The organism is Leptospira dzoumogneensis (assembly GCF_004770895.1).
GTDB lineage: Bacteria > Spirochaetota > Leptospiria > Leptospirales > Leptospiraceae > Leptospira_B > Leptospira_B dzoumogneensis.
In genome coordinates this window covers 399,124-415,229 of the sequence record NZ_RQHS01000005.1, presented here as the reverse complement: position 1 = coordinate 415,229, position 16,106 = coordinate 399,124, and the positions used below count along the sequence as shown (strand labels likewise).

General features: G+C 40.5%; 16 protein-coding genes. 9 read left to right on the top strand and 7 right to left on the bottom strand.

Annotation, left to right across the window (positions count from 1 at the left end; all coding sequences use genetic code 11):
* Window positions 1-2: 2 nt before the first annotated feature.
* The 3 genes from EHR06_RS03305 to EHR06_RS03295 are packed head-to-tail and all read left to right on the top strand — an operon-like array spanning window position 3 to window position 2,495.
* Window positions 3-1,421: an FAD-binding oxidoreductase gene (locus EHR06_RS03305; protein WP_135755707.1), complete on the top strand. Its 1,419-nt coding sequence runs from the start codon at window positions 3-5 to the stop codon at window positions 1,419-1,421.
* A 4-nt stretch (window positions 1,422-1,425) separates the two neighbouring features.
* Window positions 1,426-1,782 (top strand): hypothetical protein, encoded by a 357-nt coding sequence (locus EHR06_RS03300; protein WP_135755706.1) that lies wholly within the window; start codon window positions 1,426-1,428, stop codon window positions 1,780-1,782.
* Window positions 1,779-2,495, top strand: coding sequence for a lysophospholipid acyltransferase family protein (locus tag EHR06_RS03295; protein ID WP_135755705.1), 717 nt, complete (start codon window positions 1,779-1,781; stop codon window positions 2,493-2,495). Before EHR06_RS03300 ends, EHR06_RS03295 begins: the two co-directional genes overlap by 4 nt.
* Before the next feature lie 16 nt (window positions 2,496-2,511).
* Here the strand turns inward: EHR06_RS03295 and EHR06_RS03290 are convergent, their stop codons facing one another.
* The 3 genes from EHR06_RS03290 to EHR06_RS03280 form a co-directional block, all read right to left on the bottom strand.
* Window positions 2,512-3,144 (bottom strand): hypothetical protein, encoded by a 633-nt coding sequence (locus EHR06_RS03290; RefSeq protein WP_135755704.1) that lies wholly within the window; start codon window positions 3,142-3,144, stop codon window positions 2,512-2,514.
* Window positions 3,145-3,308: 164 nt separating this feature from the next.
* A complete protein-coding gene (locus EHR06_RS03285; RefSeq protein ID WP_135755703.1) occupies window positions 3,309-3,926 on the bottom strand; it encodes a response regulator in 618 nt (205 codons plus the stop codon).
* A gap of 349 nt (window positions 3,927-4,275) precedes the next feature.
* Window positions 4,276-5,148 carry an alpha/beta fold hydrolase gene (locus tag EHR06_RS03280; RefSeq protein WP_135755702.1) on the bottom strand — a complete coding sequence of 291 codons (873 nt, stop codon included), beginning with the start codon at window positions 5,146-5,148 and terminating at the stop codon, window positions 4,276-4,278.
* A gap of 90 nt (window positions 5,149-5,238) precedes the next feature.
* Between EHR06_RS03280 and EHR06_RS03275 the strand changes: the two genes are divergently transcribed.
* The 6 genes from EHR06_RS03275 to EHR06_RS03250 all read left to right on the top strand — a co-directional run bounded on the left by EHR06_RS03275 (window position 5,239) and on the right by EHR06_RS03250 (window position 12,455).
* Window positions 5,239-7,581, top strand: coding sequence for an ATP-binding protein (locus EHR06_RS03275; RefSeq protein ID WP_135755701.1), 2,343 nt, complete (start codon window positions 5,239-5,241; stop codon window positions 7,579-7,581).
* 22 nt (window positions 7,582-7,603) lie between these two features.
* Window positions 7,604-9,115: a hybrid sensor histidine kinase/response regulator gene (locus EHR06_RS03270; protein WP_135755700.1), complete on the top strand. Its 1,512-nt coding sequence runs from the start codon at window positions 7,604-7,606 to the stop codon at window positions 9,113-9,115.
* A gap of 18 nt (window positions 9,116-9,133) precedes the next feature.
* On the top strand, window positions 9,134-10,123 hold the full coding sequence (locus EHR06_RS03265; RefSeq protein ID WP_135755699.1) for a phosphotransferase: 990 nt from the start codon (window positions 9,134-9,136) through the stop codon (window positions 10,121-10,123).
* A gap of 1 nt (window position 10,124) precedes the next feature.
* Window positions 10,125-10,850, top strand: coding sequence for an NTP transferase domain-containing protein (locus tag EHR06_RS03260; protein WP_135755698.1), 726 nt, complete (start codon window positions 10,125-10,127; stop codon window positions 10,848-10,850).
* A gap of 447 nt (window positions 10,851-11,297) precedes the next feature.
* A complete protein-coding gene (locus EHR06_RS03255) occupies window positions 11,298-11,864 on the top strand; it encodes an RNA polymerase sigma factor (RefSeq protein ID WP_135755697.1) in 567 nt (188 codons plus the stop codon).
* 12 nt (window positions 11,865-11,876) lie between these two features.
* The gene (locus EHR06_RS03250) at window positions 11,877-12,455 is read left to right on the top strand and encodes an ATP-dependent Clp protease proteolytic subunit (RefSeq protein WP_135755696.1); all 579 of its coding nucleotides are present in this window, start codon (window positions 11,877-11,879) and stop codon (window positions 12,453-12,455) included.
* Between the two features lie 12 nt (window positions 12,456-12,467).
* Here EHR06_RS03250 and EHR06_RS03245 read toward each other — a convergent pair whose 3' ends face one another.
* From EHR06_RS03245 to EHR06_RS03230, 4 genes are all read right to left on the bottom strand, one after another.
* On the bottom strand, window positions 12,468-13,079 hold the full coding sequence (locus tag EHR06_RS03245; RefSeq protein ID WP_135755695.1) for a GNAT family N-acetyltransferase: 612 nt from the start codon (window positions 13,077-13,079) through the stop codon (window positions 12,468-12,470).
* Window positions 13,080-13,113: 34 nt separating this feature from the next.
* On the bottom strand, window positions 13,114-14,013 hold the full coding sequence (locus tag EHR06_RS03240; protein WP_135755694.1) for a hypothetical protein: 900 nt from the start codon (window positions 14,011-14,013) through the stop codon (window positions 13,114-13,116).
* Window positions 14,014-14,282: 269 nt separating this feature from the next.
* The gene (locus tag EHR06_RS03235) at window positions 14,283-14,624 is read right to left on the bottom strand and encodes a hypothetical protein (protein WP_135755693.1); all 342 of its coding nucleotides are present in this window, start codon (window positions 14,622-14,624) and stop codon (window positions 14,283-14,285) included.
* An 88-nt stretch (window positions 14,625-14,712) separates the two neighbouring features.
* Window positions 14,713-16,053 (bottom strand): glucose-6-phosphate isomerase, encoded by a 1,341-nt coding sequence (locus tag EHR06_RS03230; RefSeq protein WP_135755692.1) that lies wholly within the window; start codon window positions 16,051-16,053, stop codon window positions 14,713-14,715.
* Window positions 16,054-16,106 lie beyond the last annotated feature (53 nt).

The following is a 16,106-nucleotide window of genomic DNA, read 5'->3' as shown; positions in this document are numbered from 1 at the left end:
ATATGAGTATTAGCCAGGAAAATAAAAATAAACTCAAATCCCTATTGGGAGAAGACAGGGTTTTTTTCAAAGATGAAACCCAGATGGATCAGGCGACATTCCTTTCTTTCGGAACGGACAGAACAAAAGTATATGTTCCGGATTATGAAATTCTAACATTCCCCAAAAACACCCAAGAAGTTTCGGAAATCGTAAAATTCGCATTCGAGAATGATATCAAGATCGTTCCCTCCGGTGGAAGAACAGGCTATGCAGGCGGAGCAGTAGCTAAGTCCGGAGAAATAGTTATCTCTCTTACTAAGATGGATCAAGTTTTGGATTTCGATCCGTTCTTCGGATCCTTAACTGTGCAGGCCGGAATGATCACTAAAAATCTGCATAAAGAAGCGGAAGAAAGAGGTTTTTATTTCCCCGTGGATTTCGCAGCCACAGGCTCCTCTCATATAGGCGGAAATATCGCGACTAACGCAGGTGGAGTAAGGGTAGTCCACTACGGTCTGATCCGCCAATGGGTTTTGGGCCTAAAAGTAGTTACGGGAACGGGAGAAATCCTGGAATTTAACGGAGAGATCCTGAAAAATAATACCGGTTATGATCTTAAACATCTGTTCATAGGTTCGGAAGGGACATTGGGGATCATCACCGAATGTACCCTTAAACTTACCAAAAAGCCTGCAGACAATCGTATACTTTTCACGGCAGTCCCCGATTTTCCTTCTATATTAGAATTATTTAAAGAAACTCATAATATGTCTCTGCCGATTTTGGCATTCGAGTTTTTGACCAAATATTGTTTAGACAAGGTGATGGACCACTTGCATGTTCCTGATCCATTTTCAGAAGTGAGTCCATATTATGTTTTAATGGAATTCGAGATCACTGAAGAATCCGACGATGAGAAATTATTCTCCTTTTTAGAGACTATTATGGAAAAAGGTTATGTTTCCGACGGAAGCCTGGCTCAAAACTCCAGACAAGCGGAAACCTTCTGGAAATACAGAGAAGGGATCAGTGAATCCATCTCTATAGATTACACAGTCCACAAAAACGATATATCTCTTCCTCTTCGGAACATGAATCCTTTCCTGGAAGATATGCAAGCTTTGCTTTCTTCTAAATATCCAGGCTTTGAGATCGCACTTTTCGGTCATATAGGTGATGGGAACCTTCACTTGAATATAGTGAAACCTAAGGATCTTTCCGATGCGGAGTTTTTCTCTCAATGCAAGAAGGTAGATCCTTCTATGTTCGAACTATTACAAAAACATCATGGATCCATTAGTGCAGAACATGGGATCGGCCTCCTGAAAAAGGATTTTTTACATTTCTCTCGTTCTTCTGCCGAGATAGAAGTGATGAGAATGATCAAAAAATCTCTGGACCCGAAAAATCTTTTGAATCCGGGGAAGATACTCCCTTAAAGCCATGAAAAAGAAACTATCCGGTTTTTTTAGGTTTCTGACCGTAATTACCTGGATCGTATTTGCGGGCTTAAGTTATATAAGATCGGAACCTGAGGTCTGGATCCCGACTTATCTAACAGTGAGCCTTTTGTATTCTACGGAATGGTCTTCTTACTTTCACGATCAAGGCAGAAGGATCTTAGTCGCAGGTTTAGGAAAATCGATCGGTATAGGATATTTTGTTTGGGGATTTTATAATTTCTTAGATAATCCTAAACCGGATCTTGATTCGGAAGTTTTCAAAGACAGCATGGGACTCGCATTATCCTCCATCTGGCTCTTTTTATTACCTTTTTTTCAAGGAAGAAATCGGTCATGAAGATCGCATTTTTTTCCTTTATTGCCACTACAATATTAAAAATTATTTATATAACTGTTCGCTGGACTCGAATTAATGTCCCGGAAAAGTCAGAAGAGTTACTTCTCCAAAAAAAAGGATTCGTTCTATCACTTTGGCATAATCAAATCCCATTCGTTATAGATTTTACGTATAAATTTTATGTAAAACGTTACGACTTAGAAGTGATCCCAATGGCATCCCAATCCAAGGATGGAGAATTGGCCACAAGAGTGATCTCTCATTTTGGAATGAGACCAAAAAGAGGTTCCAGCAAAAGAGGAGGAGCCGCCGCATTAAAGGCCTTGGTGCAAGACGCGAAAAAAGGAAGTATCAGCTTGATCACTCCCGACGGTCCTACCGGCCCGGTTTATACTCTCAAACCCGGGATCATTCAGTTAGCTTCTATGACAGGGTTCCCTATATTATCCTATTACGCTAAATATGATCATTATACGATCGTACAAAGCTGGGACAGAACTCCGGTCCCTAAACTATTCTCTAAAGCGGAGTTTTTTATTTCAGAACCATTTTACGTCCCAAAACTGAGCGGAAATGACGAACTGGAAGTATGGAGAAAAAAATTCGAAACGTTTATGCTGGATCAAGTAGGGATTTCCCAGCAAGAGGCGGAAAATTTAAGGGAAGAAGTTCGACTGGCATCGGACGCGAAGCGAAAAGAAAAGTATAAGTAGAATTAATATTTTCCGATCAAGCCGCTCTTAATCTGTAAAAACTCCAATGAACTATAAAGATCCTGGACATCAAAAGATATAACGCCTTCCCGTTTTGGTTAGATTCCACCGCAGATTCGAAAGCGGAGATCAATTCTCTTAAAATTTCTCTTTCTCCTAGATCAGAGATCAATTCCAAATCGACAGAAGATAAATTTTCATCCTCGGGAAATTTGAGATCATTGGATTCTAGAAGTATTTCTAAAAGTTTTTCCGCTTCTATAAGTATGGATTCTACGGTTTTATCCGGCTCTTCAGGTCCGTTTAATAAGGAATATATTCCGTCAGACAATTCTAAGATCAAACCGCCGATTGCGGAATCATCTCCGTTCTCGAATGTACGATTGACTTCGTCTAATTTTTCTCTCAATAAAGATCTTACTTGAGAGAAGGAGTTTGCAGCATATCGCATTTCTCCTTCGTCCATGGATTCTTCAAAACCCTGCAACCAATCAGGTCCAGTAGGCTCAAAGTCGTCCCAATCCGCCCATAATGACTCGCAAGCCAGAAAGACTTGATCCGTAGTACTTCCAACATGTTTATAAGTGGATACTACCGCAGCGAGACGAGCGAGAGCTTCGGACCATTCCGTTTCTCGGATCTCCATCATGCCATATACCATACACTAGTAACAATTCGATGAAAACAAGTTTCCTTATTATTTTAAATCAACTAAGTTTTTATTACAAACTCCTATAAAACTAATCTTTCCATGTCGTAAAAACTAATGTGTACTGTCACAGTAAAATTAGATACTTTGGCTTAGTGAAATTTTCAGAAACGAGAATACTTACGAACCAGATCCACTCTTGAATTCACCTGCAATTTTTTGAAGATACTTTTGATCTGAATTCTAACCGTACCTTCTTTCGTTCCAAAGTTACGCGCTATTTCCTTTGTTCTATAACCGTTTATAATGTGATTCAAAATTTCTTTTTCTCTAGGAGTTAAAGAATGTGTCTCCTTGGTTGGAGGTTTTCTGAAAAAGGAGATCACTTTAGCGGCAGCACCAGGAGAAAGTATTCCTCCTTCTCTCATTACCATTCTCGCTACTTCTTTTATATCTTTCAGATCTTTTTTAAGAACGAATCCGACCGCACCGGCCTGCATTGCTTGCATCAAAGCATCGTCGGTATCTAACGTGGAAAGCATAATATACTTAGGATCATTATCAAAATCGGATCTTTCTTTTATATAATCGATCCCGGACTTACCAGGAAGAACGATATCCATAAATACAAGATCGAATTTATCCCGGTGGTTTTGTGATAAGTCTTCGGTAGAGGAGAATACTTCTACTTGATCAACTTCTTCCATCACTGAGAGAGTGTTTGCACAGTTCTGAGCAAACTCGGGATTGTCTTCAACTATAGCAATTTTTACTTTTTCCATTTTCACCCGCCAATCGGCTCCTTGTATTACGGTTTTTTGATTCTAATTTCTATATTCGTTTTTCAAAAAACTCGGACGATGGTGGGAAAATTTTTTTAGATTTTATAAAATATGGTCCAGATCAAGATTCGATCCTTGTTTTCCGGAACAATATTATGCGAAATTTTTTCACATTTTTTTTATTTTGTGTGTCTGTCTTATATATTTCTGAGATAAAATTTCAGATGAGAGAAATAGATAAAAAACGTATTATGTTTTATTTATAAATAATTTATTTCCAAATCATCTAAAATTCGTTTAACAAACAGACTCCCCTGTTCAAGGGAATGATCCAAACAGATATAGATCCTCAAAGCCAAGAATTGATCTTCTCCGCGACTTCTCTAGGTCTTTCCATGTGGAGAGCATGTTTTGCATTTGGGATCCAGACCAGTTTACTCTTCTTTAAATATGAATGTAATTTTTTCACCATAGGAGGATCCGTGATCGGATCTTCTGTCCCGGATATGATCAGAGATTTTTGAGAAACTGCGGAAAGTTTTTTACCTAGAAAAATCTCTTTCTCTCTGTCCAAAGTATTCTCCGTTAAAAACTTGTGAGCTAAATTATTCCACTGACTGAGCAGGGCCTTTTTGGCGATACCGCCCAATTCCGGGACATTCTCCTGATACAATGCGGTAAGAAGCCTTTCTATCTCTTCCGTTTTGGAAGGAAAAAGTAACTTCCTCATTTCGTCTCTTTGTGGATGAGGGATCCCTCCCGGCGCAAGAAGCACAAGTCTTTGGACCCTCTTTTCTTTTTCGGAATCACGGATTGCGATCATCATCGCGATCAAAGATCCCATAGAATGTCCGGCCAAAACTACGTCGTTTAACGCGAGTTTGCGGATCGAATTGTAAAGAAGGTCGGCAAATACATCTACCTGATACAAATATTTCACTTTAGGAAGAGGACTTAACCCGAAACCGGGAATGTCCGGGACCAAAAGATTGAAGTCATTTCGTAAAAAGGGAGCCAGTCTCCTGAAACCTGTGGCAGAATCCAGAAGTCCATGGATGAAAAAAAGAGTTTTGTTCGATCCTTGGGCAGAAGGTCTCTTCAAGAAGAAAATTTTGTGTCCACCGAGGTCAAGCTGCAGACGCTGAAATCCCAGCTCCTTCTCCATAAACTTAATTTTTTGCCTGGTATAATTTCGAAGAAAAAGTTCGTATACAAAATCCATAGATTGGGTCAATGATTCCCTCTCTAGTCGAATCTAGCAAGGAATCCAAATCAATTTTACGATGCGGAATTCCGATATTATATACAATTCATGAAGAATCGGGAATTAGTTCTACTCTTAGAAAAGGCCTTCTTTCCCGCCCAGGAAGGAATTCTGATCTTAGAGCCTGGGAGCTATAGTATACTCGGTTCGAATCCTAAGGCATGCTCTATCTTAGGTTATGATCCGGACGAACTAAAAACTCTTAGTCTAAGCAATTTACTCGCTCGTCCTGACAGCATCGGAAATTACGGAGGCGGAGCAGAAGAATTAGGCATCTCTCTTCTTTGGAATTTGAGAAAGCGTAACGGATCACTTCTTCTTGCAGACTTTACGATCAACGCATTCTCGGAAACTCCTAATTCACCTTTAATTTTTCATATCTACCAAAGATCGGAGATCAGAGAGATAGAACTCAGATTGTATTATCTGCAGAGTATCTTAAGGACTCTTAGACTTTTAAAATTAAATCTTAGATCTTTACGCTTAAGTTCCGAGAGTACTCTTTTCCAAAAGATCTGCGATACTCTCAAAGAAAATCCTCATTATAGTTTGGTTTGGGGTTTTTATAGAAGAGAAGATGGAACGGATCAAATACTGATCCAATCAGACTTGGATTCTAAATGGAGAAAAAATTTAGAAACCGCTTGGGAAGAAAAAAAATCCAAATCTCCTTTTGAAACTCTTTTAGACGGCAAAGAACAATTCCATATTTATGAATTCGGCTCTAATGTTTATCCTGAATGGGAAGAAGCATTAGTAGCAAAAGATTTCAGAAGATCCTTAAGTCTGATCATTCGAGAAGAAGGTAAAATTATAGGCGGTATACAGATCATCTCCAGGGAGAATATGGCATTCGATTCCGGAGAGAACTATCTGTATTTCGAGATAGTGGAAGATCTTCTTTCTTCTCTTCAATATTTAAGGATAGAAAAACAAAGAAGAGAGACCGCAAAGATCCTGCAATTCCAAGGCGCACTCTTGAATTCTTTGGAAGTCCCGCTTTTATCCACTGACGACGAAGGATTTATCACTTATGTGAATAATAATATCAGCTCTCTATTAGGAATTTCTAAAGAAGAGATTATCGGGGTCCAAGTAAGAGAACTTCTAAAATTAGAACCGGAAGCTATGGATATGATCCTTTTAGGCTCTAGGGCGGAGACAAGGATCACGATCCGAGGCAGGCACGAGGTCCCGTTCTTATTGGCTTCTTCTTCCCTGAAAGATGATTACGGTAATAGGATCGGGACCATCTTACTTCTTTTGGATATTTCGGAACAGAAGAAGAATGAAGAGTTGATCCGCGCTTCCGAAATGAAACTCCGGAACTTATTCGCCTCCATGAACAATGGGATCGTAATTTTAGATCCTCAGGGAAAAGTTTTGGAAGTAGCTCCTATTCTGAAATTTTACTTATTCCAATTTTTGAATGTGGATGTAGACGATGAATTCCCTTCTCTTTTTCCGGAAGAAGCTCAAAAAGGGATCTTGGTCAAATTGGAAGAATGTATCCGCACTCAAAGAGCGGCCTATTTGGACTTTTCCATGGTATTATTAGGAGAAGAGGAAAATTACTTTTCCATAAAGTTCCTTCCGCTCAAAAAATACCAAGATTTCCCTGTCGCGGCTATGTTAATTTTCTCCGATGTAACCCAAACCAAGGTTTTGGACAGACAATTATATGAGACCGCAAAATTCGCATCTATCGGAGAGATCGCGGCGGGTATCGCTCACGAAGTAAATAATCCCCTTCAATCCAGTTTATTATATTTAGAAGATCTTTTAGAACACGAAGATCCGGATCCGATCGAAAGAAAAAAAGTTTATAAAAGAATAGAAGGCGCTGCCTTACGGATCAGAGACCTGATCAAAGGTCTTTTGGATCTGGGAAGAAGGGCCCCGAGAAAGAAAGAATTGGTATCTCCTTATTTCATTCTTCTGAGAGCCTGCGAGCTGATCGAAGTTAGTTGTAAAAAGAATGGAATCGAATTGAAACGGGTTACTAATCCTGAACTTCCTCAGATCCATGTCGCTTGGCAGGAAATCGAACAAGTATTGATCAACTGTCTAGTAAATGCAGTTAACGCGATTTCCGAAATGGAACATAAACCGGCGATCCCATTGATACAAGTTTCCGCACGAAAAGAATTATATTTGAACGGAGAGATGGTGAGTTTTACCATTCAAGATAACGGTCCAGGAATGAACGCCGAAGTCGCAGAAAAGGCATTTCTACCTTTATATACGACTAGGAGAACTAAGCAAGGGACTGGACTTGGATTGACTATCTCTCAACGTATCATTACTGATCACGGCGGGACTATACAGTTGGAATCCAATCCGGGACAAGGTACCAAGGTTACCGTCCGAGTGCCTGTAGGAAAGGTATGATGAACTTATTCTGTAAAACTTTATGACGAGGGAAAAAAGTCCCAACGTATTGATCATTGACGACGAAGCGGAAATCAGGACCGCTTTAGAGCGTGTCATCTCAAGAGAAGGTTATCATGTTTTTCTTGCGGAAAATTTCGAATCCGCAATGACAATCGTTAGGGATCATGCGGTAGATATAGTAATTTCCGATATTCTAATGGGCGGCAAAGACGGGATCGAAGTCGCGAGAGAAATTAAAAAATACAATTCTAATATTCCGGTCATATTAATAACAGGAAACCCTCAACTTCATACTGCGGAAGAAGCTCTTCGGAACAGAGTATTCGATTATATTTCCAAACCAGTCAGCAGGCAGAATATCTTAACTGCATTGGAGAACGCCCGCAAAGAAAAAGAAGATAGGGACAGAAAATCTAAAAAGATCATAAAAGCAGTCCGTGAAAAGACCCATTTCGCGCAACAATCCAAAGATCTAAATTATCGTAATAGTTTAATTTTAGAAACTACCGGAGACTGCGTAATCACCCTAGACGAGGATTTACTTATCCGAGGCGCAAACGAAGCCACGATCCGAAATTTCGGGTATGATGAAAACGAGATTGTTGGGCAAAAGATCACACTTTTGATCTCTGATGAGAATACAGGCGCATATCTGGAAAGAATCGCTCATTTGATGAGCCGTAAATCGGATCATAATATCGCCAGATTACATAACGCGGAACTGATCAGCAGAAGCGGAGAAAAATTCAATTTCGATATTTCAGTATGTAGGTACGAACTAAACGGTAAAACGTATTATACCGGTATAGCAAGAGATATTACCCAAAAAAATATCATCTCCGAAAAGCTGATCGATGCGGAAAGAAGAGCGTTCTTAACTACGATCGCTTCTAGTATCGGCCATGAGATCAATAATGCACTCACTGCCATACAAGGTTTTATAGAAGTGGCAAGACTTCCAGATGCGGATGAACCCATCAAAGATAAGGCAATTTCAGTTACTTGGAATCAGATCACAAAATTAAAGAACCTGACTTTCAACCTATTACAGCTAGGAAAACCGGGAGATTCAGGCAGAGACAAAGAAGATCTGGATCTAAACGAAGTAGTCGAATCCGTCATAGAAGTTTTCAGAAAGACCACTCGTTTAAAATATTGTGAGATTGTATTCGATAGAAGTCCTGAAAAAACGTCTGTACATTCTAACGCGGACCAATTGAGCCTTTTATTCTCTAATATCTTTTTAAATTCTGCGGACGCTACGGAGAATAAAGGAAGAATAGAGATCTCCGTGGGAGAAAAAAATCATCATCCTATGGTTAAGATCAGGGATAACGGGGTCGGGATGAGCAAAGATATTTTGAATAAGATCTTTCAACCTTACTTCACCACTAAAAAGACCGGCCAAGGTACAGGACTCGGGATGTTCGTTGCAAAAGAGATAGCTGACGTATTCGGGATACGAATAGAAATCGATTCAGAGCCGGAAAAAGGCACCGAATTCCGCTTGGTCTTTCCGGACAAATTGTAGAACTAGCCATACGCGGCTATGAACGAAGTTTTAAGTGAGATAGATTTTCGCTTCCTTGCGATAGACGGAAAGTTTCCTGAAAAAATAGACTCACTCAATCCGGAAGCTTCCGCACGAAGATATTACCGTGCAACGTATCCTGACGGCGCCACAAAGATCTTATGCAAAGACCAAGTCTTTCAGCATGACTTTCAAGAAGTGGGACATTTTTTAGAACACCACGGCTTCAAGGTCCCTAAAATATATAAAACAGATGTATTCAATAAACTTATGCTCCTTTCCGACGAAGGAGATTCCGATCTAAGTTCCATCCAAGATGATGCGGAATACAGGACCTTCTTAGTAAAATCTTTGGAATTATTGGTCTCTCTTCAGAAAACCAGACCGGAACCTCCTGTTTCCGTTCGTGAATTCGATTATGAAAAGTTGAATTTCGAGAATAAGTTTACATTTTCTTCATATACTAATTTCTCAGAGATGTTCAAACTCAAAACCAAACTCAGACCGGAAGTTGTTTTTTTCTTGGAGGAGGCATCCGGGTTTTTAGCGGAATATAAGGAGAAGGTATTCTGCCACCGGGACTTTCATGCTAGAAATATCATGCTCTCCCCTACTAGAGAGTTGACCCTGATCGATTTCCAAGATGCAAGAATGGGAACCCCATTTTATGATATTTCCAGTCTGTTATATGATGCGTATAGACCGATCCCGTTTGCGATGAGACAGGGGCTTTTTCTTCTCTTCTTAAAACTAAGCGATAATAGATTCAAAAAACCAAGGGAATGTTATTATCTACAATGTTTACAGAGATCTTATAAGGCGCTCGGTTCTTATTTTATGTTGGTAGCGGAGAAAAAACAGGACAAATACAGGCAAAGTGTATTAAACTGTTTGGATAATCTTTTAGAGATCGTGCAAGTGGGACTTTTCCCGGACCAATTATTCTTATTCTTTCATTTATTGAAAAAAGAATTATCCGAGAATACTTTATTTTTGGAAAAACTCTAGAATGAAAGCATTCTTTCCATGCGCGGGTTTCGGCACCAGGATGGGAGAATGGACCAAGTTTCTTCCTAAACCTCTTTTAAAAATCAATAATATTCCTCTCATCTATTATTCTCTATTTCACGCTAGATCCTGGGGAGTAAATGACGGGATCTTAAACCTGCATTATTTCGGCGAAAAAATACAGAAAGAGTTAAAAGGTTTTAATGATTTTCAACTACACTTCTCTTCAGAAACTCCAGAAATCTTAGGGACCGGCGGAGGAATTCGCACTGGAATCGAAAGATTCTGGAATTTGCAAAATGACTTTTTAGTTTTAAATCCGGATTTTATCCTTTTCCCGGAATCAGAGTTTAGTCCTTGGCCAAACGAGAAGGACAAAGAGAAATTCGATTGTATATTATATTTATCTAAAATTCCCGAAAATACAAATTATACGGGACTTAGCCTAAAAGAAGATCTAGTCGGATTCGAAGCTGGAGGATATTTTTATCTTGGACTTTCCTGGATGAAGGCAGAATGTCTTTCCGATCTAGAACCGAACAAACCATATGATCTAGCGGATACATTTCGCAAACTTTCTTCTCAGAATCGTCTGGGTGGAAAAATTTTCCCGGGTACATTTTTGGATCTGGGGGAAAAAAAGTTTTACGAGAAATATAAGGACACTGATTTTTCGGATCGGCTTTCGAACGATTGGGTCGAATTTAGAAATAGAATTTCTTCTTAAACTTTTTCTAAGCCCCAAGTTAATACTTCTAACTTTTTAGAAAAATGATATTGGTTCATTCTTTTTTCACACAGAGGCACAAAGGATCAGAGTTTGGCACGTTATTAAACCCTCTGTGAACTCGGCGGTCTCTGCGTGAACCAAATCTTTGCGCCTTCGCGGCTCTGCGTGAGCAAAATCAAAGAACAAAATCGGGTCCGGGGTTCCGAACAAAAAATTTCCCCGGAGAGGGGGTAGCGGAAGACGCGTTTACGCGGCTGAAGCGAGGGGGATACTTCCCCCTACTCCAACATCCGGTCAGTGAATGCCTTGTAGGAGTTCCTACATCACGATATCGCGGTCCATAACTGAATTTCCAAAATCTAGACCGGGGTCAGGGGTCCCGAAAATGCAAAAATAGTTTAGATCCGTACACCCCAAAATGCAAACTGGGACCCTCTAACAGATATGCGCGATTTTAAAGTACTAGTCACAGAAGCTTCCAAAGGAGAAGAACCGGCTTGGACGGAGTTGATGACCCGTTTCGAAAAATACGTCAGTAGTCAGGCTATCAAAAGGATCCGGGACCAATCCAAGGCAGAGGATCTGAGCCAAGAAGTATTTTTAGAAGCTTGGAAAGTTCTTCCTACGCTGCGGCAGCCGGAGGCATTTCCGTTCTTACTCAGAAGGTTGGTGCTGAAACATTCGGATCGTATCTTAAGAAAAAAAGATCTGCTCGGGACTGAATTAAATCCTGAGATCACTAAGGCGGCTCCACGTTCTGGAGATACTTGGAGAACGGAAGTTTTAGAAGCGTTGGATGAACTTCCTAACGAAGAGAAACAACTTCTAAACCTGAGATATTTCGGTGAGATGAGCTACGAAGAGATCACCGAAAAAACGGGGATCCCGATCGGTAATTTGAAAAACCGTTTGAGAAGAAGCAGAGAATTATTACGCAGACAACTTTTGAATAAATCGGACAGAAAAGATTGGTTGGAAGTCCTACATGGACCTATGGCGATCGCTTCCTGATTGGAGAATAGAATGACAGATACTTTAGTAGAACCGATCCAATTTCCCGGGCTCCGTTTGGAGGACAACCAGCTCAAAGAAAGGAAAATTTTTCTTTGGGGACAGGTGGATGATCCTTCTGCGAAACATGTAGTGGAACGTTTATTATATCTTTCTAATCAAGATCCTGAAAAGGATATCACTCTTGTGATCAATAGTCCCGGAGGCGCGAACACTTCCGGTATGTCTATTTTGGATACAATGGATCTGATCCCGAACGATGTAAGCACCGTATGTATGGGACTCGCTGCAAGTTTTGGAGCACTACTTCTTCTTTCGGGAACAAAAGGGAAAAGATTCGCATTCCCTCACAGCAGGATCATGTTACACCAACCTCATGTTCCAGGAACGTATCAGGCAAAGGCGACCGATATCGGGATTTTTGCTTCTATGATAGAAAGGGATAAGAAGGAGATCAATCGTATCGTTTCCGAAAGAACAGGACAACCATTGGAAGTCGTGGAAAGAGATACCGATAGAGATCTATGGCTCACTCCGACTGAGGCACAAATTTACGGTGTGATAGACGGTATTTTGGAGAATTGGAAATAATATTAAGTTTGTTTAGACCTGAGGTTTTCCTAGTCTAAATAAAAGATTCCCCCTGACTGTAGGCCATTCTTCTTTCGTAATGCTGTAAACGACGGTATCTCTTAGGGTGCCGTTTTTACTGATACGATGGTTTCTTAAGATCCCGTCCAGTTTTGCTCCCAATCTTTCAATGGCTTTTCTAGACGATAAATTCATAAAATGGGTCCTGAATTCGACGGCGATACAGCCCAAAGTTTCGAAAGCATGCTCCAATAACAAAAGTTTACATTCAGTATTCACGAAAGTTTTTTGGACCGATTTAGGATACCAAGTCGCTCCGATCTCCAATCTTCGGGCATCCTTTTCTATATTCAAATATCTTGTAGTCCCTAAAAGTTTCGAATTTTCCTTTCTGATGACCGCAAACGGAAGAGAGAATCCCGCCTCTTGTTCTTCGAGTGCTTTTTGGATCCAGGCACTCATTCTTTCCGGTTCCGGAATATTCGTGTACCATAACTCCCAGAGTTTTCCGTCGTGGAGAGCTTCCGTCAAGGCGTCAGTATGTTCTAAGCCAAGAGGGACAAGTTCCACACGATCTCCGGAAAGAGTTATAGGTTTAGGTGGATAATAAGTAGAATGTATCATAATTTTATAATATAATTGGAATTGTCGGCCCGATCTACAACTTCAAATAGCCGGACAAACACCAGGCGCAAACTTCTTCCGTAAACGGAAGGTCTTTCGCTTTTGCGACCACGTCTGCAGGAACCGTATGGAAGAAAATCCTATCGTCCACGGTTCTTCCGCATATTTTACAGACTGAAATTTTCCAAGGAGAAATGGTTTCTCCATCCTTCTCCGCTTGGGAATGGAAGCGAAAAGGCCGAACATCTTCGTCATTTTCCAACTTGGTCCTAAGAGAAAGATATTCGTCACCAAAACCGATCTCTAATCGGAAGACATGCTCTCCTTCCACAGTATCGAATCTAAGAAGATTCGGATCCAAACCTATTTCCTTAAATTGTAATATAGCTAATGCTATCCCGATCTCTCTTCCTTCTTCATCGAAAGGATAATCTTCGTAGTATTCCGAAAGATCTTGGTAGGACTTTGCTCTGGAAAGATATTCAGTTAATGCTTCTTCCGCTTCCGAAGTGATCGGAGCTAAATTTGCGATCTCTAAGGAAACTCCGGAACCGGAGTGGTGGATCGTGGTCCTAAGTACGGAACCTTCTTCTTTTAATCTATTCCTTAATTTTAACGGGTCCGAGAAGTCCCAGTTTGTTTCGAATTCCGCTTCTCTTTCGGTGAATGATTCGGAGCTAAGAGGATCCCAGCCCTTCTCCATATAGTAGGAATTCCTACAATTCTCTTTGAAGGCCATTTCTAATAGGGAATAAATGAGAGAAAGAGAAGGAGGAAGAATATCCGTCTTTTGGTAATATTCCAAACAGAACCGTAGATAATTCTCCACGTTGGATTTATAATATTGGGAAAGTACCACTCCATGAAGGACGATCTTTTTTCCGAGTTCCATTCCTCGGATCAAACGTTCCTTTTTGGCTAATTCTATTTCCATCCGCTTACGGAGTTCTGGCTCCCCGCAAAAGTATCGGGAGATTAGGGTCTCTGTCTGCCTTTTTTTATAGATCTGGGATTGAAAAAGAAACCGGCCCCAGGCAATAGGTTTGGCCCAAAACCTGGGACCGGTTAAATTGGTGCTATATTGGATGGGAAAATATTACGATGTGATCTCCAAAAATTCTATTTTGAGCGCGAAACTATACGACGCTTAGCTGAAGAAAGCAGAGTACGGCTAGAGCCATGCCAGGCTTCCGAAGCTTTAGATTAGGAGATAGATGGTGGAGGAATATTCAGCAGATGCTGGGATAATAATTTATTGTGTTGGAATTGAAACCTATCCTGGCGGGAAGGGTTTGAGTCAGAGAGACCTGGAGTGTTTATCTCAGAAGTTAAAGAATCTCCCCAAACCGTTTCCGATGGATCGGAGGTTTCGGCGAGATCGCTTAATTCTTCTATATCGGTCTCTTGTCCGATGATTATTTGTGATTGGTCGGACTTCTTCCCGGGATAAGGGCTGTTGGATGGTCCTGAATGGATAAAGAATAATAGAGTAAATAAGGCTAAGGAAGCCGAAACGAACCTTAGTTTTTTTCCTCTTAAGACCATACTGAATCTAATCCGAAACCTGAACGAATCTCTGTCAAGCTTTTAGAAAAACCTTTTCGAAATGATAAGCGAAAAAGGATCTTTTTGCTTAGACTCCTTTTTTGCGAAGAATCTCTCTTAAATTTTCAAAACCCGGTTTTCCAAGTAATGCGAACATATTTTTCTTATAAGCCTCTACTCCAGGCTGATCGAATGGGTTTACACCCAATACATTCCCGGAAACCCCGCAGGCTAATTCAAAAAAATACATAATATGGCCTAAACTTTTAGGTCCAGTATCCGGAAACAAAATCTCCAAACATGGTATCCCGCCTTCCGAATGTGCTACTAAAGTGCCAAGAAAAGCCTGTAAGTTTACTTCCTCCAAGTTTTTGCTCGCTAGGAAATTCAGTCCATCCAGATCATCTGTATCCTTTGGAACCAAAACCTTAGCTTCGCTATTCTTGGTATAAAGTACGGTTTCGAAAATATTACGCTCTCCCTCTTGCAGATATTGCCCGAGAGAATGCAGGTCAGTCGTTAGTTCTACGGAAGCAGGGAAAATCCCCTTACCTTGTTTGCCCTCGCTCTCTCCAAACAATTGTTTCCACCATTCGGTAAGAGTACGGATAGAAGGATTATAATTCGCCATCACTTCTATCTTCTTTCCGGATCTATAAAATAGATTTCTGTAAGCGGAATAAACACATGCAGGGTTTTTAAGCGGAGAAGTTTCCGAGATCAGAAAATCGGCAGCTTCGGAGAACCCTTCCCAAAAAGAAAAAATATCCACTCCAGCGGCAGCAATCGGGAAAAGTCCGACAGGCGTCAGAACCGAATATCTCCCACCTACGTTATCCGGAATTGAGAAGGTCGTAAATCCTAACTCATCCGACATTTTTCGTAATGCACCTTTGGAGCTGTCTGTGGTTGCGACTATTCTATCTTTTGCTTTTGCCCCGTATTTTTTTTTGGCAAGATCCCAAAGTAAACGAAATGCCAAAGCAGGCTCGGTAGTAGTTCCGGACTTGGAAACGACATTGATCGAAAATTCTTTGTTCTCTAAATATGTTAAAAGTTCCGAATGATAACGTGCATCTAAATGATGTCCCGCATATAGGATCTCGGGTGATCCTAAACCTGGAGTTTTAAAATAAGATTTGGAAGCCTCTATGACCGCCTTGGCTCCTAAATAGGAACCTCCGATCCCGATCACAACTATTGTCTCCGATTGTTTTCTGAATCTTTGCGCTTCTGAATGAATTTTTTCTAATTCAGATTTTTGGATCTCATTAGGAAGTCTGACCCAGCCTAAAAATTCGGAACCCGGGGATTTTCCGGAGAGAAGATTTTGTAATGCTAGACCGGACTCTTTTAATAAGAGCTCATAGGTTTTGGGATCTGCAAACTCCGAGGCAAATCTATCGTTTATTTCTAAAGAAAAGGCCATCGGTATTCCTCAAAATCGGACATCCGAGACAAATTACTTATGTTAATTGGAAT